The organism is Nostoc sp. CmiVER01 (assembly GCF_034531135.2).
Classification (GTDB): domain Bacteria; phylum Cyanobacteriota; class Cyanobacteriia; order Cyanobacteriales; family Nostocaceae; genus Nostoc.
The window spans coordinates 362,273-381,474 of record NZ_JAVRBU020000008.1 but is presented as its reverse complement, the minus strand read 5'-3'; the positions used below and the strand labels follow the sequence as shown (position 1 = coordinate 381,474).

Annotated in this window: 19 protein-coding genes; 8 read left to right on the top strand and 11 right to left on the bottom strand. The window is 42.2% G+C overall.

Translation table 11 applies throughout. The features are described 5' to 3' along the window. Window positions 1-183 precede the first annotated feature (183 nt). The 3 genes from glmS to RMZ43_RS16225 all read right to left on the bottom strand — a co-directional run bounded on the left by glmS (window position 184) and on the right by RMZ43_RS16225 (window position 3,666). Entirely contained in the window at window positions 184-2,073 is a 1,890-nt protein-coding gene (gene glmS, locus RMZ43_RS16235; protein ID WP_322652343.1) for a glutamine--fructose-6-phosphate transaminase (isomerizing), read from the bottom strand. A gap of 383 nt (window positions 2,074-2,456) precedes the next feature. Continuing rightward, window positions 2,457-2,702 (bottom strand): photosystem I iron-sulfur center protein PsaC, encoded by a 246-nt coding sequence (psaC, locus tag RMZ43_RS16230; RefSeq protein WP_012411495.1) that lies wholly within the window; start codon window positions 2,700-2,702, stop codon window positions 2,457-2,459. 727 nt (window positions 2,703-3,429) lie between these two features. After that, window positions 3,430-3,666: a hypothetical protein gene (locus tag RMZ43_RS16225; protein WP_322650179.1), complete on the bottom strand. Its 237-nt coding sequence runs from the start codon at window positions 3,664-3,666 to the stop codon at window positions 3,430-3,432. Between the two features lie 210 nt (window positions 3,667-3,876). Here RMZ43_RS16225 and RMZ43_RS16220 point away from each other — a divergent pair, with 210 nt between their 5' ends. After that, window positions 3,877-4,245, top strand: coding sequence for a Dethiobiotin synthetase (locus RMZ43_RS16220; RefSeq protein ID WP_109008224.1), 369 nt, complete (start codon window positions 3,877-3,879; stop codon window positions 4,243-4,245). 200 nt (window positions 4,246-4,445) lie between these two features. Here the strand turns inward: RMZ43_RS16220 and RMZ43_RS16215 are convergent, their stop codons facing one another. Both RMZ43_RS16215 and RMZ43_RS16210 read right to left on the bottom strand, forming a co-directional pair. Next, window positions 4,446-5,057 (bottom strand): hypothetical protein, encoded by a 612-nt coding sequence (locus RMZ43_RS16215; RefSeq protein ID WP_322650203.1) that lies wholly within the window; start codon window positions 5,055-5,057, stop codon window positions 4,446-4,448. Between the two features lie 353 nt (window positions 5,058-5,410). Beyond that, on the bottom strand, window positions 5,411-6,928 hold the full coding sequence (locus RMZ43_RS16210; protein ID WP_322652342.1) for an ABC transporter permease subunit: 1,518 nt from the start codon (window positions 6,926-6,928) through the stop codon (window positions 5,411-5,413). A gap of 210 nt (window positions 6,929-7,138) precedes the next feature. Between RMZ43_RS16210 and RMZ43_RS16205 the strand changes: the two genes are divergently transcribed. Then, a complete protein-coding gene (locus tag RMZ43_RS16205; protein WP_322650177.1) occupies window positions 7,139-7,900 on the top strand; it encodes an amino acid ABC transporter ATP-binding protein in 762 nt (253 codons plus the stop codon). Window positions 7,901-7,963: 63 nt separating this feature from the next. Here the strand turns inward: RMZ43_RS16205 and RMZ43_RS16200 are convergent, their stop codons facing one another. Further along, the gene (locus RMZ43_RS16200) at window positions 7,964-8,164 is read right to left on the bottom strand and encodes a hypothetical protein (RefSeq protein WP_322650176.1); all 201 of its coding nucleotides are present in this window, start codon (window positions 8,162-8,164) and stop codon (window positions 7,964-7,966) included. A gap of 183 nt (window positions 8,165-8,347) precedes the next feature. After that, window positions 8,348-9,028 (bottom strand): lipoyl(octanoyl) transferase LipB, encoded by a 681-nt coding sequence (gene lipB, locus RMZ43_RS16195; protein WP_416212407.1) that lies wholly within the window; start codon window positions 9,026-9,028, stop codon window positions 8,348-8,350. 612 nt (window positions 9,029-9,640) lie between these two features. Here lipB and hpf point away from each other — a divergent pair. Further along, window positions 9,641-10,285, top strand: a complete 645-nt coding sequence (gene hpf / locus RMZ43_RS16190; RefSeq protein WP_322650175.1) for a ribosome hibernation-promoting factor, HPF/YfiA family — start codon at window positions 9,641-9,643, stop codon at window positions 10,283-10,285. A gap of 75 nt (window positions 10,286-10,360) precedes the next feature. On the opposite strand, the gene RMZ43_RS16185 is transcribed toward hpf, so the two are convergent. Next, a complete protein-coding gene (locus RMZ43_RS16185) occupies window positions 10,361-10,816 on the bottom strand; it encodes a peroxiredoxin (RefSeq protein ID WP_322650174.1) in 456 nt (151 codons plus the stop codon). A 122-nt stretch (window positions 10,817-10,938) separates the two neighbouring features. Between RMZ43_RS16185 and RMZ43_RS16180 the strand changes: the two genes are divergently transcribed. From RMZ43_RS16180 to RMZ43_RS16165, 4 genes are all read left to right on the top strand, one after another. Next, window positions 10,939-11,172, top strand: a complete 234-nt coding sequence (locus RMZ43_RS16180; protein WP_322650173.1) for a hypothetical protein — start codon at window positions 10,939-10,941, stop codon at window positions 11,170-11,172. A 27-nt stretch (window positions 11,173-11,199) separates the two neighbouring features. Further along, entirely contained in the window at window positions 11,200-12,327 is a 1,128-nt protein-coding gene (locus tag RMZ43_RS16175) for an acyltransferase family protein (protein WP_322652341.1), read from the top strand. 163 nt (window positions 12,328-12,490) lie between these two features. Then, entirely contained in the window at window positions 12,491-13,192 is a 702-nt protein-coding gene (locus RMZ43_RS16170; protein ID WP_322652340.1) for a CAP domain-containing protein, read from the top strand. A 525-nt stretch (window positions 13,193-13,717) separates the two neighbouring features. Then, window positions 13,718-14,425: a CAP domain-containing protein gene (locus RMZ43_RS16165; RefSeq protein WP_322652339.1), complete on the top strand. Its 708-nt coding sequence runs from the start codon at window positions 13,718-13,720 to the stop codon at window positions 14,423-14,425. A 118-nt stretch (window positions 14,426-14,543) separates the two neighbouring features. On the opposite strand, the gene RMZ43_RS16160 is transcribed toward RMZ43_RS16165, so the two are convergent. Further along, window positions 14,544-15,926, bottom strand: coding sequence for a carotenoid oxygenase family protein (locus RMZ43_RS16160; RefSeq protein WP_322652338.1), 1,383 nt, complete (start codon window positions 15,924-15,926; stop codon window positions 14,544-14,546). 377 nt (window positions 15,927-16,303) lie between these two features. Continuing rightward, window positions 16,304-16,870: a PadR family transcriptional regulator gene (locus tag RMZ43_RS16155; protein ID WP_322650168.1), complete on the bottom strand. Its 567-nt coding sequence runs from the start codon at window positions 16,868-16,870 to the stop codon at window positions 16,304-16,306. Between the two features lie 389 nt (window positions 16,871-17,259). Here RMZ43_RS16155 and RMZ43_RS16150 point away from each other — a divergent pair, with 389 nt between their 5' ends. Further along, window positions 17,260-17,673, top strand: coding sequence for a hypothetical protein (locus RMZ43_RS16150; RefSeq protein WP_322650167.1), 414 nt, complete (start codon window positions 17,260-17,262; stop codon window positions 17,671-17,673). A gap of 192 nt (window positions 17,674-17,865) precedes the next feature. On the opposite strand, the gene RMZ43_RS16145 is transcribed toward RMZ43_RS16150, so the two are convergent. Further along, window positions 17,866-19,059, bottom strand: coding sequence for an NADH:flavin oxidoreductase/NADH oxidase (locus RMZ43_RS16145; protein ID WP_322650166.1), 1,194 nt, complete (start codon window positions 19,057-19,059; stop codon window positions 17,866-17,868). Between the last annotated feature and the right edge of the window lie 143 nt (window positions 19,060-19,202).

Here is a 19,202-nt window from a genome sequence, read left to right as displayed (position 1 = left end):
TGGCCTTCCTTCAAGTAACGCTCAAACTTGGCTTGCGTCCAATCTAGCTTGCTTCTAGCCATAAAAACTCCTGTAGATGCTTATCATATACACCTACAGGATAAATTGTACAACTTTTTTATACATATATTGTATAACTTTTTTATTTGTTATACGACTTTTTTATTGTTGTACAGTATAACTTTACTCGACAGTTACTGATTTTGCCAAATTTCTTGGCTGATCGACATCCAAACCGCGACGGGCGGCAATGTGATAAGCCAATAATTGCAAAGGTACAACTGTGAGAATTGGAGAAAGTAATTCTTCTACATGAGAGACGGGAAGAAGATCGTTAAAGATTTCCGCAGCTTCGCCATCGGTGACGGGAGTCACGCCAATTAAGCGAGAATCTCTGGCTTTGGCTTCTTGGGCATTAGAAATAACTTTTTCGTAAATACTACCAGGGATTGCGATCGCAACTACTGGTACTTTCGCATCTAAAAGTGCGATCGGGCCATGTTTCATCTCTCCAGCCGGATACCCTTCGGCATGAATATAACTGATTTCTTTTAATTTCAACGCCCCTTCTAAAGCAATAGGAAAGTTAATTCCCCTTCCCAGAAAAATGAAATCTTTGGTTTCAGCGAATTCGTGGGCTAGCTGTTCGGTTAAATGTTCCTGACTTTCCAAAGTTGCCTCAATTTCTTTAGGAATTTGCCGCAACCCATTAATAATTTTCTCTAAAATATCTTTTGAAACTGTCTGACGACGAGCTGCTAAATCCAATGCCAATGCATAAAATGCCATCAGTTGGGCAGTGAAAGTTTTTGTCGCTGCTACGCCAATTTCAATTCCCGCTAGAGTACTGATAACATGCGGTACTAGATGACCAAGGCTACTTTCGGGGCGATTGGTAATGCCCAATAGTCGCGCTTGATATTTGGGTTCTTTCCCCTGACGACGTTCTTTTTCCATTGCCAAAGCTGCTAGGGTATCGGCGGTTTCACCTGATTGGGTAACGCCGATGATCAACGTGTTAGATGTCAATGGTGATGGTGCATAACGATACTCAGAAGCGTAATGCACTTGAGTTGAAATTCCTGCTAGTTGTTCAATTAAATATTTTCCAATCAATGCTGCGTGCCAACTCGTACCACAGGCGAGGATCTGAATTTGTTCTAAATCGTTGTATAAATCCGCAGGTAAACCAAGATTGATTGGCGATTCGGTTGATTCGGCTGGATTAAAGTAAGCGTCTAAACTAGCTCTTACTACCCCTGGTTGCTCATGGATTTCTTTGAGCATGAAGTGTTTGAATCCCTGCTTTTCTACCATTGCGGGATTGAAGTTGAGCAGCCGGGGTTGTTTTTTCAACCTGTCGCCAGCAAAATTATAAATCTCAACGCCCAAAGGAGTAAGGCGGGCAATTTCGCCATTTTCCAAAGGTAGCATTGCCCGCGTGTAGGCAACGATCGCTGGCGTGTCAGACGCACAAAAGAATTCCCCTTGCCCAAAACCAATTACCAAAGGTGCTTGCTGGCGAACCACAATCAATTCATCAGGATAGTCAGCAGAAACAACTGCGATCGCAAATGCCCCGTGCAAGCGGTTAACTGCTTGGCGAATTCCCTCTAGAAAGGGGGATAAGGAAGATGAGGCAGATGAAGGAGGAAGATTCTTTAAAAATTCGGCTATAAGATGGGGAATTACTTCTGTATCAGTTTCAGAAAGAAACTGGTGTCCTTTTCCTTTGAGTTCCTCGCGCAACTCGCGGTAGTTTTCGATAATACCATTTTGCACCACCGCCACTCGCTTTGCCGTATCCATGTGAGGATGGGCATTGTACTCTTCTGGTTTACCATGAGTTGCCCAACGAGTGTGACCAATACCAATTTGGGCAGGGGTTTCTATTTGTTCCAGTTTAGAACGCAAGTTATGCAATTTGCCCTTTGCCCGCACACAATTAACCTCACCTTCCCAAATAGTAGCGATTCCAGCAGAATCGTAACCCCTATACTCTAGTTTTTCTAGCCCCGCCAGTAAAATGTCTGTCGCCGCTTGAGTGCCTATATATCCAACGATTCCGCACATTGTTCACACCGCTTCTTTTTCAGGATGATTAGATCCAGTATAGTTGGTAGCACAAAGTAGCCTTTTTGCAAACAAAAAAGGGAGTACATTACTCCCTCTGCCACTAGGTATTTTTAAAGATGCTTGCTATTAAGAAACTTTTAAAGTTTTGAACACTGAGGTCTGAGTTCTGAGTTCCATTAGCGTAGCAGGGCGTAGCCCGTGCTGAGTGAAGAATCAAGAAATTGTTTTTTGATTTACTTCTTTTGCCTCTGGACTCAAGACTCAGAACTCAGGGAGAACTTTGAGCAAAGCAAAGGCTTGCGCCTCAACCCTTCTAAAAGAACGGTTAGGCAGTAGACCCGCATTGCAATCAAAAGTTCGGTGACTTAGCACTGAGCTTTTTAGTAAGCCAGACCCATACTGCGAGTTGTTTCAGCGCCCAGGTAAACCCGGATGCTCAAAAAGTCGGTGGGACAAGCGGTTTCGCAGCGCTTACAGCCCACGCAGTCTTCTGTACGGGGTGAAGAGGCAATTTGAGCGGCTTTACAGCCGTCCCAAGGAACCATCTCTAGTACATCAGTAGGGCAAGCGCGGACGCATTGGGTGCAACCAATGCAGGTATCGTAGATTTTTACGGTATGAGACATTGAAAAAACCGCTCCTTTCGAGGTGTTCTTCTCTGCGAAAGAATCATAATCAACGCATAGTTTACCGCAGTGGTTGATAAGCTGTAATCAAAAGGCTACATAACTTCAAACAATGTAATGAGCACCTTGATAAGTGGTTTTGCGAGATCGTCCCTATTGCTTATTAATTAGCAACATTATAAAAACGTATTTACCACATTGACATACCATAGCAAAGATGAATAGTAAAGATAATGAAATAAAAGTCAATCTAAAAGGCTAACACCGCAAAGCGGAAGTTAAAAGCCAAAAATAAAAAGTCAACAGTACTATAAAATAAGCTCTCTAGGGATTTTAAAAGGTTGCTCTATTTTCGTTGTAGTGTACTAGATATAGAAATTATCTATGGTATTTATTGATTAGCAACTATGACAATCCTAAATCAGTTGTGAAAATTACTATATCTATGGAGTTTTTTCCAGCCAAAAATTTGACAATAAATCGAGAACTCAAATCAGTCCTTGACATATAGCTTTTGGCTCTACAGGTTCATATTGAAGATGAGTTAGTCAAAATTCTTTTAAAACCTCATTTCCAGCTTCTGGCTTGTGTCGCAAGTCTTAAGTCGGAAGCTTACCCATCAAGCATTCCCAGTCTTTGACTGGGAACGAGAGAAACGAGATAATCCATAAAAACTGTATATTTAACTTTTTAAATCTGACAAACTCATAATTTTTACTTTTCTACATTAGAGAATTTCTGAAATTGCAAACTCATCAGTTATAGCAGCAATTTCTACTGGAATCTTTGCCTCATTAACTATCACTCCCAGTTGTTCTTCTGGATGTTTGGCATTAGGGAATTTATCTTTTGTATACTCACTTTCTCGGATTTGCCGAGCAATACTTTCTAGCAGCCAAAGTTGTTCTTCCACAGACAAAGCACGGACGGAGCGCTCAATTTCTAGTAAATTTGGTGATATCATTTTGCTTCTGATTCTCAGAGGTACATATTTTTCAAAGATATTATATTCAGTGTATCTGCAAAAGTATGGAGCATCGCACATCCCCCATCATTTTCCCCAAGTTTATCTTTTCATAAATCATAAGGGATTGTTACAAATAACCAAAAGCCAGTTTGATGACTTTTTAATTAGGTATTCCTGCTGAAGCAGAATGTACGCTAAACTGGCTACATGAATTACGAAACAGCTCGGAAACTCCTCATAGATCAGACAAGCACAACCGAGGAAAACCCAGATGCGCTGTTGACGCGTATGAAACAGGGAAAACCACCGGTACCCGGTCAGATCACCTCAATTTTGTTGGCATTGAAAGTGGTGTTTGAAGCCCTCAAAGATGCAAAGAGCCTAGACCGAGAGCTGGCTTTGACCCTTTTTCAGTTAAGCATTAAGGCGCAACAGCTGTTTGCCGCAGGGCGTAAAGCGGGGGTTGATTGGCCGCCACTACTAAAGGAAGATTTACTACGAATTTCCTTAGCATCTGAAAGTATCTTTTCGGGTACATGGCAAACTCTTGCTCCTATAGGGTTGGGGAAGTTGTAGAATACTGATTCAGTCATTTTTAAACGAGAAGGGATGAGGGGGAAATCAATTCAAAATTTAAAATGACGCTCGCGGACTCGCTCATAGCGTTGCCATGCCGTTGGCGGAGCCTCTCGGAGAGAAGGCTTTACGCTGCGCTAACAAAATTCAAACATTTTAGAACTTCTGCCCAATGCCCCATTCCCAATACCCGATGCTTATTACCGAGTTTGCAGTTCCCTTTCTAATTTGTCTAGATCAGTTTTGAGCAAAATGGTCATTTGACCAGTAAAAGCTTTGCCAGTCTTGGGTTGAGCAATTTCCACCCAGTATACATAGCGATCGCCTACTCGTAATTCTCCCTTTAAAGCTTCCCGAATTGGAGTTTTGGCAAGACGCGCCGAGTTCACTAAGTTTTCGTTGGGATACTCGTACACAACTTGGGCGCGATCGTAATCTTGATAAATCTCTAAGCCATAAATCACCCGCAAAGATTCCTGGAGACGCGTAAATGTCATGCCGTTAATGGCATCATACATGGCAATGCGCTCACTCCGAATTGTGCTACGGTCTTTGGAAAATTCCACCCTACCGGGAGGTAATACCGATGCTTGAAAAGTGAATCGTTGAGCAGCTGTATCAGTCTTTTGCACAAATAATTCCTCCCCACTTCTGGGACGGAGTGTGGGATGTGCTTTAATCCAAGTGCCTACTTCTTCTGTACTTTGCCCTGGTAAAGCATTGGCTTGAGAATCAAAAAGCGTTCCTACACACAGCCCGGTTGCTAGAGAAAAAGGCAAAATCAAACAGTTAAGCAGAGATTTTTTGAGCATTTTGCTGTTGAGGGTTTTCATGGAAATTTTCCTGTTAGAGAGTAACCATAGTCTTCCCCTTTTTCAGCAAGATTATTTCAAGCGTCAACCCCACTTAATACATTTAAGAATCTTAATTATCATGGCTCTACAGGAATCGTATTTGATTTTTGAAATTATCTCCGTGGGCGGGGAGTAGGGAGTAGGGAATAGGGAATTAGGCTTTTTAATTTGTACCAAGCTTTTTCAGAAATCAAACATTAGTCCTATATCATAGAAAAAGCCAAAAAATAGAATCGTTATGAGTAAAGCCTTATGAGGTTAGGTTTTACGACTATGTGAAATGGAGAAATCATAATATCACTCAAAGATTATTAAGCATCGTACTTTCTGTGCCGTTTGACTGGATTCATCCACACTTCTAAACGACTAAATGCTTGTGAAGAAAGTAAAGTCAAACATAAATAAACCAACGCCACCGCCGCATAAATTTCAAAAGCGCGATAGTTATCAGCGACAATTAACTGTCCTTTGCGAAACAATTCTTCAAAACCAATCACTGCAACTAAGCTTGTATCTTTCAACAAACTAATAAATTCATTACCTAAGGGTGGAATCATCCGTCGAAAAGCCTGGGGGAAAATTATATAACTCATTGTTTGTACAGAACTCAAACCTAATGACTGTGCGGCTTCTGCTTGTCCTGGTTCAATTGATTGAATCCCCGCACGAACAACTTCGGCAATGTAGGCGGCACTATTTAAACTTAAAGCAATTACCCCAGCAGTTAGGCGATCAAAACTAAATGTCAAACCAAGTTCTTGCAAAATTGCAGGTAATCCAAAGTAAATCATAAAAATTTGCACTAACAAAGGTGTTCCCCGGAAAAAATCTACATACGCCCTCGCCACCCAACGCACAGGTGCAATATGAGAAAGGCGGACAATACCAATCAGGGAACCTCCAATTAAACCAAACACTACAGAAAGTATCGTCAATTGCAACGTTACCAACACACCTTGTAATAAAGTTGGAAAAGCTTGCAAAATCACGCCAAATGAGGTAAATATTTTAGGCGCGTTATTGTTATTTTGATTCTCAAATAGTGATTTAGCTGGTAATGATGGCGGTTCAACTTTAAACCATTTCTGGTAAATTTGGGAATAAGTACCATTTTTCAGTACCTTATCCAAGCCGTTATTTATCAATGCCAAATTCGGCGAGTTTTTCGGTGTAGCAATTCCATAAAACTCCTCTGTCAGCAATTTTTGTACTATTTTAATTCCCTGAAGATTGCCCGTATTAATGGCATATACAGTCATAGGTGCATCATTAATTACTGCATCCACATTGCCATTGAGCAATTCTTGCAAGGCTATGGGCGCAGAATCAAAGCTGCGAATTTGCGCCCCAGGAATACTTTTAGCCTTTCCAGCCCCAGTTGTACCAATTTGTACAGCAATTTTTTTATTTTTGAGACTGTCAAAACCAGTAATATCTTTATTGTCTGCACGAATTGCGATCGCTAACCCAGACTTAAAATAAGGACGGGAAAAAGAAATAGTTTTCGCCCTCTCCTCTGTAATCGTGATAGAACTAATCGCCGCATCTACCGTTTTGGCTCCTAAAGCTGAGATAATGCCATCAAAAGGCAGACTTTTAAAATTGAATTTAAAGTTAGCAGCAACCGCGATCGCATTCATCACCTCAACAGAAAAACCTTGTAACTCACCACTTTCTTTTTGAAACTCAAAAGGTGGAAACGTCGGATCAGTAGCAATTTGCAGAGTTTTACCCGCGCTAGAGTTCACAGCACAGCCAGCTAGTAACAAACAGCTAAAACCTACAACCACACACCAGCGCAGCCAACGCCCAAAATCAAATTTAGCCATATTGTTTTCTCTTCCTCTCTGCGCCCTTGGCACGGCAGTTGCTTCAAGTCGGCAAAGCCGCCCAACGCACTGCCTCGTCTTGGCGGTTCGTTCAAGTTATATGCAACTGTTCAATCTCCCGCCAAGAAATTAATTCTGAGGCGTTTTTACGACCGCTGCACGTCTACTTTAAAACCTTACAATCAACTGTAGAACAGTTTGACATAAGTAATGAACAATACCATCCCCGCCATTATTTTTGAGAATATCGAAAAAAACTTTGGTTCCCTCAAAGTCCTCAAAGGAATCACAGGCGAAATCAACCGGGGAGAAGTCGTCGCAGTTATCGGTTCCTCCGGCTGTGGTAAAAGTACCCTACTACGCTGCTTCAACCGCCTAGAAACTATTGACAAAGGGCGTTTAATCATCAACGGAATTAACTTATCTAGGCCTACTCTCAACTATAGCCAAGTGCGCCAACTACGAACACAAGTAGGGATGGTGTTTCAACAGTTCAACCTGTTTCCCCATCTCAGCGTCATAGAAAATATGACACTTGCACCTGAGAAAGTCTTGGGTAAAACACCGAAAGAAAGCGCCCAAATAGCAAGGTTATATCTCGAAAAAGTTGGCTTATCTGAAAAAGCCTCTGCTTATCCCGAACAACTTTCTGGCGGACAAAAGCAACGAGTAGCGATCGCTCGTAGTTTATGCATGAATCCTCAAATCATGCTATTTGACGAACCCACCAGCGCCTTAGATCCTGAACTCGTGGGCGAAGTTTTGCAAGTGATGCAACAATTGGCATCTGAAGGGATGACAATGGTAGTTGTCACCCATGAAATGCAATTCGCAAAAGAAGTAGCCCATCAGGTGATATTTTTAGATAACGGTATTGTGACAGAACAAGGCCCAGCTTATGAACTGCTGACTAATCCCCAAAGCGATCGCCTACGTCTTTTCCTCAGTCGCCTTCAAATAATTCGTAATTGAGCATTTGCTTATTTCTGCCTCTGCCTTCCCACTCCCCACTTCCCATTCCCTACTCCCTACAATTCAAAGATACTCACGCAAGAACTCAAAGGGATCATCTTCCCAACAAGGTTCAGGTATCAGCCAAAACAAACTACTGTGGATATCAGCTTCAATCTCATCAACGTCATCTCTATCAAATAGTTCTATCAAAGCTGTCCAATCACGTTCTCTCAAAGACGTTAAAGATGGGGGATATACCTGGAGATTATTTGAGTAATTCACGCGCAAAGTTGTGGTTGACAGCCGTAAAAATTTAGTATAAAAATTTGTAAATAATCAGATTTTAGCTTTGAGAACCTTAATTAAATAGTTATTTTCATACTATTAAATATGGGCTACCCTCATCAGTGTCTCACAATTTAAGTAGGACTGCTATAGTATTTATTACATAATTACAAGCTGAATTTACTCATACCGGAAAAATTCTTGAGGCTGCGACTCGACTAATTCCACACCAAAGACTTCAGCAAAGGACTGTGCTATGTAAAAACGCACTTCTTCGCAGGTGATACCTGGAATCCATTCGGCTAAACTGCCTACAGGTTTATCAGAAATACCGCAGGGTACAATGCGCTCAAAGCCTGTCATGTCTGGACAAACATTTAATGCAAAGCCGTGCATGGTAATCCAACGACTGACTTTAATACCAATAGCTGCAACTTTTCGCCCTTGTAACCAAACGCCAGTAAAAGCCGGAATTCTTTCTCCCTGCAACCCATAAACTGCCAATACCCGAATTATGACTTCTTCGAGTTGGCGTAAATACCAATGGAGGTCTTTACGATAACGTTGCAGATTTAAAATTGGATACCCTACCAATTGACCGGGACAATGGTAAGTAACCTCGCCGCCCCGTTCAATTCGATGCACATCATATTGACCTTTGTCAATGTCAAATTTGAGAAAATCTGAGTTGCTTCCTTGTCCCAAAGTGTAGACGGGTGGATGTTCTAGCAAAATTAACACGTCATCTTGACTGGGATTATGGATACGCTCAGTCAAAAGCGATCGCTGCCATCTATGAGCTTCTAAGTAAGGCATTAATCCTTGGTTATATAGCAAACAACGGTTCTTGTGGGTTTCCATACTATGGATTATGCCAAAAATCAACTGCATTAAGGGCGGAATATATTTCAAATTACAGGATTGGAGTCAAAACATGTCAAGATTTGCAAAGGATTTTAAAGGAAAGTCAAGGGAACATGCATTAGAAAATACAAAGTGCTAGCTTGAATATACAACCTCAATAATAGGTTTTTAGGAGGAATTCTCTGCAATAAGCATCATGCCAAGACGATAAAGACGAATGTACTGGCTGATGACTCTCATAACATTAGTTTGCATTTCAAATAGAATCAAATTGGCACAAAGACTTGTATTATTGAACAAAAGCAAGCAAAGTTTAACCGAACACAGAAGGAGCAACTATCAACAGTTCTGTAAGCGTTGTTTTAACAATGCTAAATTTTCCTCACCAAAGAATTCTAGGTGGATATCCAATTGGATATCAGCGCAGAGATGAAGAGGAAAATCAAGGGTATAATGAGTGATAACCCAGGTGCAATAAGCTTAGACACAGCTTACCAGCAGTACATAGAAAAAGTTCACAATTTGTTTTGGCGGGAGTAATAAACCTTACCGCAATTTCTTTTCATACAAAGCAAATTCACACATTAAATATTCAGTGGGAGAGTTTACATGAAGCTTGTCATCCACGGCAAAAATATTGAAATCACCGATGCGATTCGGGAATATGTACATCAAAAGATTGAAAAAGCAGTTAGTCACTTTCAGAGCCTTACAAATGAAGTAGATGTGCATCTTAGCGTAGCCCGTAATCCTCGAATTAATACAAGACAAGCGGCTGAAGTAACTATTTACGCTAATGGTAGCGTTATCCGTGCCGAGGAAAGCAGCGAAAATCTCTATGCCAGCATTGACTTAGTTGCAGATAAAATTGCCCGTCAACTGCGGAAATACAAAGAACGGCGTCAAGACCATAAAACTCAATCCCAACCAGAAGAAGTAGTTGTTGTAGAATCGGTAGTTACAGATTTAATTGGCGATCGCACCCCTGAATTACCCAACGAAGTCGTCCGCACCAAATATTTTTCCATGCCGCCGATGACTCTTGCAGAAGCCTTGGAACAACTACAACTCGTAGGGCATGACTTTTATATGTTCCGTAATTCTGAAACTGGAGAGATTAATGTAATTTACGAACGCAACCACGGCGGTTATGGCGTGATCCATCCCCGTAATGCTAACGGCCATACTAACGGCAAGAATGGTAAAGCAACCCATGCCAATATTGCGATGCAGGAAAAATCGCACTCTAAATAGGGAGTAGGGACTGGGGACTGGGTACTAGGAAAGAGTTTATTAATCCCCAGTACCCAATCCCTAGTTCCCAATCCTTCATTTCGCAATCTGTTGCAAAGTTTTCAGTGCTTCCTCTACATGACCTTTAAAGTTAAACATTGAATCAAAGACGTATTGCACAACTCCTTGTTGGTCAATGACGTAAGTAACGCGACCAGGGAATAAGCCAAAGGCTGCTGTTGCGCCATATAGCTTCCGTACTTGGTCGCCTTTGTCAGTTAACAGCGTAAAAGGTAGATTGTATTTCGCAGCAAATTTTTGGTGAGATTCGGTAGAGTCAGCACTCACGCCGACAACTTCAGCGCCAGCACTTTTAAACACTTCATACTGATCGCGAAAGGCGCAGGATTCAGCAGTACATCCGGGTGTGTCATCTTTGGGGTAAAAATATAGGACAACATTTTTGCCGCGAAAATCTTGCAGGCTAATTGTTGAGCCGTTTTGAGCAGGTAAAGTGAAATTAGGAGCAGTATCTCCAACTTTGATTGGCATAGCGAGTTGTGGTAATTACTTAACAAAATTTTACCTTGTATCTAAGTTTATAAATTTTGTTTGATTACTTGCATCAAGCGGGGTAACTTAGTACAGCTTTGCGTAAAATCGTAGCGTTTTTAATGCAAGGGGACGCGTTGGCATTGCAAGTCGATGCGTTTGCATTGCAAGTCGATGCATTGGCATTGTTAGTCGATGCGTTGGCATGGCAAGTCGATGCATTGGCATTGCAAGTCGATGCGTTGGCATTGCAAGTCGATGTGTTGGCATTGCAAGTCGATGCGTTGGCATTGTTAGTCGATGCGTTGGCATTGCTAAATTTAATTAGCTACGAATTAATGAAATGCTGTACTTAGATACTCATTTAACATAAAATTCCGCTTATGCGCCTGACTTCACTGGATGTTTTTCGCGGCATTACCATTGCTGCAATGATTCTCGTCAATATGGCGGGAGTCGCAGATGATGTATATCCTCCCTTAGCCCACGCCGATTGGCACGGTTGCACACCAACTGATTTGGTATTTCCTTTTTTTCTCTTCATTGTTGGTGTAGCGATGACTTTCTCGCTGTCAAAATACACCGAAGATAACAAAACAACCTCAACTATTTACTGGCGCATCTTACGCCGCGCAGCCATTCTCTTTGCCTTGGGATTACTACTAAATGGCTTTTGGAATCAAGGTATTTGGACTTTTGACTTGAGTAGTATCCGCATTATGGGAGTGTTACAGCGCATCAGCATTACCTATCTGCTAGCTTCCTTGATAGTTCTCAATCTTCCGCGTAAAGGACAATGGATACTAGCAGGCGTGCTACTTATCGGCTACTGGCTAATAATGATGTACGTACCAGTCCCAGAATATGGCGCAGGAGTTTTGACACGAGAAGGTAATTTCGGTGCTTATATTGACCGTCTGATTATTCCCAAAGCACATCTATATAAAGGTGATAGTTTCAACTTTATGGGAGATCCAGAGGGACTGTTCAGTACTATTCCTGCAATAGTAAGCGTCCTCGCTGGCTACTTTACTGGTCAATGGATACGAAGTCAACCTGTACAGTCACGCACAAGTATTGGGTTAGCATTATTTGGAGTTGGTTGTTTAATTATTGGTTGGGCGTGGGGGTGGACATTTCCCATTAACAAAAAGCTGTGGACAAGTTCTTATGTAGTTTTTACCAGTGGTTGGGCGTTACTTTTGCTAGCCGCTTGTTATGAACTCATCGAAGTCCGGGCGAATCGTCGCTGGAGTAAACCTTTTGAAATTATGGGCTTAAATGCGATCGCTCTTTTCGTTCCATCCGTTTTATTGATTAAAATCTTAGTGAAAACCACTATTGGCATAGGCAAAGATGCTCCCAGTACCTACAATTGGATTTACCAGAATTTTTTTGCATCTTGGGCGGGAGTTCTGAATGGTTCCTTATTATTTGCCCTTGTCACCGTGTTGTTGTGGTGGGCTGTTGGTGTTCTGATGTATCGCCAACGCTGGTTTCTCAAAGTGTAAATTTGCAAGCAGGCATCAGAAAATGAAAAAATTTTGGTTGCTCTTTACATTCCAGTGTTACTGAGGTTACAAGATGCCACAGAGATGCCACAGAAGCGTTTGCAGATTTATTTTGTCTAATTCACTCAAACTATTAATTCACAGAAAAAATGTGAGGTAATGGATGCGTCGCCTTAAATTTTGGGTATTTTTGCCAATTGGGTTGATATTTGGCTGCTCAGATCAACTGTTTCAATCTGATCGGTCTCTAGCCTACTCTAACCCAGCATTAGTTCCACAAACTAATCCGACTTTATCAAAAGTGAGTTACCTTTCATCGTTGGAACAAGAGGTAATTGTTGAAACAAATAAGGTACGAACAAATCCTAAATCATATCTCCCGATTTTGGAAAACTATAGAAAGCGCTTTGAAGGAAACCTAGTAAAAGTTTCCAATAATACTTATTGGCAAACTCAAGAAGGAGTCAAAGCAGTTGATGAGGCGATCGCATTTTTGCAATCAGCACCTCCTGTAGGAGCATTGAGTCCATCCAAGGGTATGTCTTTAGGAGCAAAAGACCATGTTAAAGACCAAGGGCCAAAAGGTACTACAGGTCATGATGGTAGCGATGGTAGTACTCCCTTTACTCGCATCAGCCGCTATGGTAGATGGCAAACAACCGCAGGCGAAAATATCATTTATGGCTTTAACACTGCTCAAGATATCGTCATGCAATTAATTATTGATGATAGTGTGCGCGATCGCAGTCATCGAAAAAACATTTTTAACGGCGCTTTTAAAGTATCTGGTGTTGCTTATGGAACTCACAAATTATATAGAACAATTTGTGTAATTAATTACGCTGATGGGTATAGGGATAAATAATCGCAGTTGGGCAGTGACGACAAATATCGAAGGTTTTGAGTTATTGTACTTACAAAGCAGGCATATTGAAGAAGAATTCAGAAGTCAGAATTCAGCAGTCAGAATTAATCAGTCGGGGATTCAGACCGGCGCAGGAATTGAAGACCTCCAAATCGGAGATTTGGAGGGGGTTTTAGACCCGTTTATTCATCCGCTAAATCGATTCAGAATTCATACTGAATTCTGGCTCCTGACTTCTGAATTCTCTTTGATAAATTTAAAATCTTTTTTGTGCTTTACGTTTCAGTGTTAGCTAGGTTACAACAAGTATTAAGTAATCTTTTTTAACACTCAAGGAACAAAGATGATCCCAGTGTTATCTATAATCTCGAGCAACTCATTTCTGTTCTTGTTAGGGGAATGATCCAAGTTCTGATGTTTGACAATTCTGAATAAAGAAGCGTCTACAAACTTCTGTGTGTGTTGAAAATTATTATTTCTTTTAATTCACTAAATTAATCCATAGAAAAAATTGTGAGGTAATAAATGCATCGCATTAAATTTTGGGTACTTTTGCCAGTAGCCCTGATTTTCGGTTGCTCAAATCAACTGTTGCAATCTAACCCTTCTGTGGCAAACTCTAACCCAGCAGTAGTTAAACCTAGCAGTCCAACTTTATTAGCAAAGGCGAGTTATCTTTCACCGCTAGAACAACAAGTAATTGTTGAAACAAATAAGGTACGAACAAATCCCAAGTCATATCTCCCGATTTTGGAAAACTATAGAAAGCGCTTTGAAGGGAACCGAGTCAAAATTTCTAATAATACCTATTTGCGAACTCAAGAAGGAGTCAGAGCAGTTGATGAAGCGATCGCATTTTTGAAATCAGCACGTCCTGTAGGGGCGTTGAGTCCATCTAAGGGTATGTCTTTAGGAGCAAAAGACCATGTTAAAGATCAAGAGCCAAAAGGTGCTCTAGGTCATAATGGTAGCGATGGTAGCAACCCCTTTACTCGTATCAACCGCTATGGTAGATGGCAAACAACCGCAGGCGAAAATATTAGTTATGGCCCAAACACCGCCCAAGATATTGTTATGCAGTTAATTATTGATGATGGTGTGCGCGATCGCGGTCATCGAACAAACATTTTTAACGGCGCTTTTAAAGTATCTGGTGTTGCTTATGGAACTCACAAATTATATAGAACAATTTGTGTAATTGATTACGCTGGTGGGTATAGGGAAAAAGCGTAAACGTGAGTTGCACTAACCTCTCCCTGCTTTGAACTAAAGTTCAAGTTTTTCCCTCTCCGAGTCGGAGAGGGAAAGGTCTTTGTATAATAATTGCTGACTGTAAAAGCGAAGTGATCGACTATTCCCCTGCAACCCAAGTACCATGAAATCCATAAGGCACTCGTTGAGGAATTATCACCCGCGCTACAGGTTCAGCCGTTATATCTTGGGCATTCACCACTACCAATTCTGAAGTGTTTGAATTCTCATCGTGGATGAAAGTCATCAACCAGCCATCATCCTCAGCAGTTGCACCAGGACGCGGTGCAAACACAGCTTCACCGCTATAGCGCCCTTGTCCGAATTCATGGGTTTGGGACTTTCCATTGCTGAAGTCGTACTTAATGATACCTTCAAATAAAGGTAGGGGAGTATTCGCCATTTTGTTAGTGTAACCATATCGGTTTTGCCGCCCTAATAGGTTTTCGTTAAGGCGGGGAAATTCTGAAGCTACATCATCCAACATCTCTTCACGTACTGTCCCTGTGTTGAGGTTAAATCGCCAGCGATATAAGCGCGGGATATTTCCTTCTGGATCGGGTTGCGAATCACTAGAAATCAACACAGTAGTAGAATTCATACGACAGGCAATCAGCACTACTTCGTCTCCCTCTTCGTAAGCGTTGAGGGTATGGAAGACGTAGCAAGCAGGACTCTCAAACCATCGGATATTACTGTTGTTACTGTGACGTGGTAAAATGCCGAAACGACTAGAGCGATCGCGCTCAAACATCATTACAGGTTCTCTCCGTTGCGCTCTTTGTGGGTTAATAGTCAACGGCAAATCCATAAAAATGGTGTAGTTTTCAGTAATGGCGAAATCGTGCATCATCACCCCCATTGGCAGGTCAATTGGCACTGTCCACAACAATTCGCCTTGTGCTGAAACCACACTATATTGCAGGTACGGTGGCACAAACACAGAGTAGCCAAAAAACATCATTTCGCCCGTCACTGCATCTACCTTGGGATGGGCTGTGAAGGCAGAAACCAGCTTGCCATTGTAGGTATACTCGCCAATAGTTTCTAATTTAGGAAGCTTGATGGCGTAAGGTTTACCCCCCTCATTCAACGCTAACATCTGGCCCGCGTGCCACACTAAGGCAGTATTGGCAGTATTTTTGTAGCCACCGTGGGAGTTATCCATTTGTGGTGGTTCTAAAAATCCACTCCAGAGAGCCTTACCCGCTTCTCGTTCTTTTTTCCATCCGGCTGTCTGGACGTAACGGTTGCGATAGGTGGCTACGCCGTTGCTAATTTGCACACCATGCAACATCCCATCCCCATCAAACCAGTGATATTCACCGATGGGTTTCCATTGAGGATTAGGGCCATTTCGGACAAACATCCCTGATAAGTCAAAGGGTAATTCACCAATGACTGGCAACTTGTCGGTGGTGATTTCTTCACGGATTGGAGCAAAATTGCGATCGAGATACGGATTGATTGCTGTTGTTACCATTGCCTTGATTTATCAAAGTTACAGAAAAACGAGCTAGAGCCAACGGCTTCCTCTTTTTGAGATGCTAGCGCAAAGATTCTGGTGAAAAGGCCCCACGGTTCAGTTAAGGAAATTTATTCGTTGAGGCGGGCAGGGGAAGCAGGGGGGAAATAAAAGCTTATCTGAACCGTATTGCCCCATACCCAGATTTCTCACCACATCTCTCAAAACCTTGAGCAGGTGAGCAGAGGAGAGTTCAATGTGCCAAGTTCAATCCCCTCTGCCCCCCTGCCCCTCTGCAATCCCTACGCTGCTTACCCTTCAGCTTAACTTAGTGCCATTCCCCTTTACCCGATTCCGAGTTAAAAATGCAAAACCCGAGAAGTATTGAGGGTGTATCAATGAATCTGATAATTTGATGTATAAGGCTTTTGGTGACTGATAACATTGAGTGCTATCTTCAACCAATCAATATAAGTCTGTTCTCTTCGGATCACCAACTCCAGCACCAGCCTTTGCATTACTTGCTCACGGTTGGCAGACTCATCACCAAGTGATGGCAAATCGATGGTTTCACATTCAGCAAGCTTTTTGCTTCGAGCCGCTAATTGTTGCTCTAGTAAGTAAATAATAGTTTCATTGGACAACTGATCTGCAAAATGCAACTGGACTAGCATTGGTTCTCGGATAGTTGGCAAGGGTTGATGAGTTCCAAGCCATCGGGCAAATTCGGCTTTCCCTGATTTTGTTACGCTGTAGACTTTGCGGTTGGGGCGATCGCGCCCAATCTCAATTGTACAGGTAATCCAGCCTTGCTCAACTAGCTTATCGAGAGTTCTGTAAATTTGTGCCTGGTCTGCTGGCCACAAATGAGCAATGCATTGATCAAAGCAGCTCGTTTTGAGGTCATAGCCCGTCATTTCCTGCTGCTGAAGAAGACCTAGAATTACGTATGCTAGCGACATTAAGACAGTTTTCCCATAATTGATATTTTCTCGATAGATTCCACACTATGTACTTCTTATAAGTTTATGCTAATATATGAGTAATCAAATATAAGATACTACAGTTATAAAAAGATATGTTGATTGTCATGCGTCTTAACAAGGAAACCGAATATATGAACTGAGGTTGGGCAGATAGATAGCTAATGATACTGTTTGCAGTGACGATGTATGTTGAGTAGCGCTCCCGTATACCTACGGGGATCTTGCTACGCCATCATTGGATATGCTTCTCATCGCTAGCGTATCACTCAACAAACCAGTTGTTCGCTAAAGTCTATTCGTGGTGAATACTGACGCAGCAATCATTTAAGCCATTCAAGACTATCGTAACGAAAGGATGGGTAACATTGACTTCTAATACACTTTCACAAAGAATACGCCAACATCAATATCTGCGTGATTTACGAAATAAATTACTCCATCTTCACAAGATGTTGTTAGATACAGAACGTATTGCCTACGAACAGGTTAGTGGACGAGTATCAAGCGGAGAACTACTTCAGTTAGTTATCGCTCATGAACAATTTGCTTGGCTACATCGCATTTCCGAGATGGTTGTGCAAGTTGATGAAATGCTCGAAGCAGATGAACCGATAGCAATGGAGGATTTTGAAAAGTTGATTGCTGATGTCCGCACGTTGATTATACCGTTAGAGACGGGCAATACCTTCGAGAGAAAGTATTACAACGCTCTTCAGCGCGAACCTGCTGCTGTGTTGGCACATGCAGAAATATCAAGATTTCTCACGTCTAAGGTTTAAGGTAGCCTTGTCAAGACGACATGGCAAGACTTGGGGCTTAAGCCCCAAGTCTCGAATAACCTCTCATATGAATCATGTCTGTTTGATAAGTAATTAAGCGGACATGATATCAGTTTAAACACAAGTCGATTATGATCGCAGCGTTGCAATCTCAAACTTTACCATTGCGATCGCAACACCTGCTGTTCACATTTATTTCCCTTGTCTCCGTTGTTTAACTGCATACCCGTAGGGCAAAGCCCAGTTAGGTTCCTCATCCAAATGGGAACGCGCATGAATCGACCAATATGGATCGCGGAGCATTTCTCGACCGATGAGAACTAAATCCGCACATCCACGAGTAATTACTTGGTTGGCATACTCAGCCTCCTTTATCATCCCCACAGCCCCAGTCCTAATTCCAGCCTCTTCTCGGATTTTGGCAGCAAAAGGCACTTGATAACCTGTCTGCACGGGAATCCTGGCATGAGGGACTAAGCCTCCTGTGGAAACATCGATTAAATCAACGCCTAATTCCTTTAGTTCGCGGGATAATATCACTGACTGCTTGAGATCCCAACCTCCCTCCACCCAGTCGGTAGCAGAGAGGCGCACAAAAAGCGGCATCCCGCTTGGCAGAATCTCTCGGATTCGTCTTGTCACTTCCAGTAACAAACGCATTCGGTTCTCCAACGAATCTCCATAACCATCTGTTCGTTGATTACTTAGCGGCGAAAGAAAGGAATGCAGTAGGTATCCATGAGCCGCGTGGATTTCGATAATCTGAAAGCCTGCTTGAACGGCACGTTGGGCTGTGGCAACGAAAGCTTCAATCACCTCTTCAATCCCAACCTCATTGAGGGCTATGGGAATGGGGCCGCCCTCTTGAAACGGAGTTGGGCTTGGCCCGATTACAGGCCAACCGCCTTCTTCAGGTGTCAACGGTTTACCACCCAGCCAGGGAACATTGCAACTCGCCTTCCGGCCAGCATGGGCTAATTGAATCGCTGCGATCGCTCCTTGCTCACGAAGAAAACGAACAATTCTAGCTAGTGGCTCGATATGCATGTCGTCCCAAAGACCAAGATCGCCAGGAGTAATTCGCCCTTGGGCTGTCACGGCTGTAGCTTCAACTACAATCAGATGAGTGCCTCCAGTAGCCCGACTTCCCAAATGGACAAAATGCCAATCATTTGCGAATCCATTCTCTGCCGAATATTGACACATTGGTGACATTGCGATGCGATCGGGCAGGGTGATATCTCGAATTTTCAGTGGACTAAACAAGTCCACTTCTGGTACATCCGAGTCGTGCAGACTTGTTGATTGACAACCGGGTGAATCTATGAATTCTAATTCGGTCTGGGCTGGAGATGATGGTAAGGTACTTAAATTCTCTGTAGTCATGCTATTACTTTTCCGTGCTTTGTGGACTAAAACTCGTGTCCTTTGTTAGCTCGTCAAAATCAATTCTAGATAAAGAGTTTCAGATATTGGGTGTTTGATTTTTTGTCACTTCCCAAACGATTTTTAACTAATTCCCATAATTT

Excerpts from the sequence above, each read along its gene's own strand:
- RMZ43_RS16185 (WP_322650174.1), bottom strand. The coding sequence starts at position 10,816 with ATGCCAATCAAAGTTGGAGATACTGCTCCTAATTTCACTTTACCTGCT.
- lipB (WP_416212407.1), bottom strand. The coding sequence starts at position 9,028 with ATGGAAACCCACAAGAACCGTTGTTTGCTATATAACCAAGGATTAATG.
- RMZ43_RS16220 (WP_109008224.1), top strand. The coding sequence starts at position 3,877 with ATGAATTACGAAACAGCTCGGAAACTCCTCATAGATCAGACAAGCACA.
- RMZ43_RS16165 (WP_322652339.1), top strand. The coding sequence starts at position 13,718 with ATGCATCGCATTAAATTTTGGGTACTTTTGCCAGTAGCCCTGATTTTC.
- RMZ43_RS16215 (WP_322650203.1), bottom strand. The coding sequence starts at position 5,057 with ATGCTCAAAAAATCTCTGCTTAACTGTTTGATTTTGCCTTTTTCTCTA.
- RMZ43_RS16210 (WP_322652342.1), bottom strand. The coding sequence starts at position 6,928 with ATGGCTAAATTTGATTTTGGGCGTTGGCTGCGCTGGTGTGTGGTTGTA.
- RMZ43_RS16205 (WP_322650177.1), top strand. The coding sequence starts at position 7,139 with ATGAACAATACCATCCCCGCCATTATTTTTGAGAATATCGAAAAAAAC.
- glmS (WP_322652343.1), bottom strand. The coding sequence starts at position 2,073 with ATGTGCGGAATCGTTGGATATATAGGCACTCAAGCGGCGACAGACATT.
- RMZ43_RS16180 (WP_322650173.1), top strand. The coding sequence starts at position 10,939 with ATGCAAGGGGACGCGTTGGCATTGCAAGTCGATGCGTTTGCATTGCAA.
- RMZ43_RS16155 (WP_322650168.1), bottom strand. The coding sequence starts at position 16,870 with ATGTCGCTAGCATACGTAATTCTAGGTCTTCTTCAGCAGCAGGAAATG.
- RMZ43_RS16145 (WP_322650166.1), bottom strand. The coding sequence starts at position 19,059 with ATGACTACAGAGAATTTAAGTACCTTACCATCATCTCCAGCCCAGACC.
- psaC (WP_012411495.1), bottom strand. The coding sequence starts at position 2,702 with ATGTCTCATACCGTAAAAATCTACGATACCTGCATTGGTTGCACCCAA.
- RMZ43_RS16175 (WP_322652341.1), top strand. The coding sequence starts at position 11,200 with ATGCGCCTGACTTCACTGGATGTTTTTCGCGGCATTACCATTGCTGCA.
- RMZ43_RS16225 (WP_322650179.1), bottom strand. The coding sequence starts at position 3,666 with ATGATATCACCAAATTTACTAGAAATTGAGCGCTCCGTCCGTGCTTTG.
- hpf (WP_322650175.1), top strand. The coding sequence starts at position 9,641 with ATGAAGCTTGTCATCCACGGCAAAAATATTGAAATCACCGATGCGATT.
- RMZ43_RS16170 (WP_322652340.1), top strand. The coding sequence starts at position 12,491 with ATGCGTCGCCTTAAATTTTGGGTATTTTTGCCAATTGGGTTGATATTT.
- RMZ43_RS16160 (WP_322652338.1), bottom strand. The coding sequence starts at position 15,926 with ATGGTAACAACAGCAATCAATCCGTATCTCGATCGCAATTTTGCTCCA.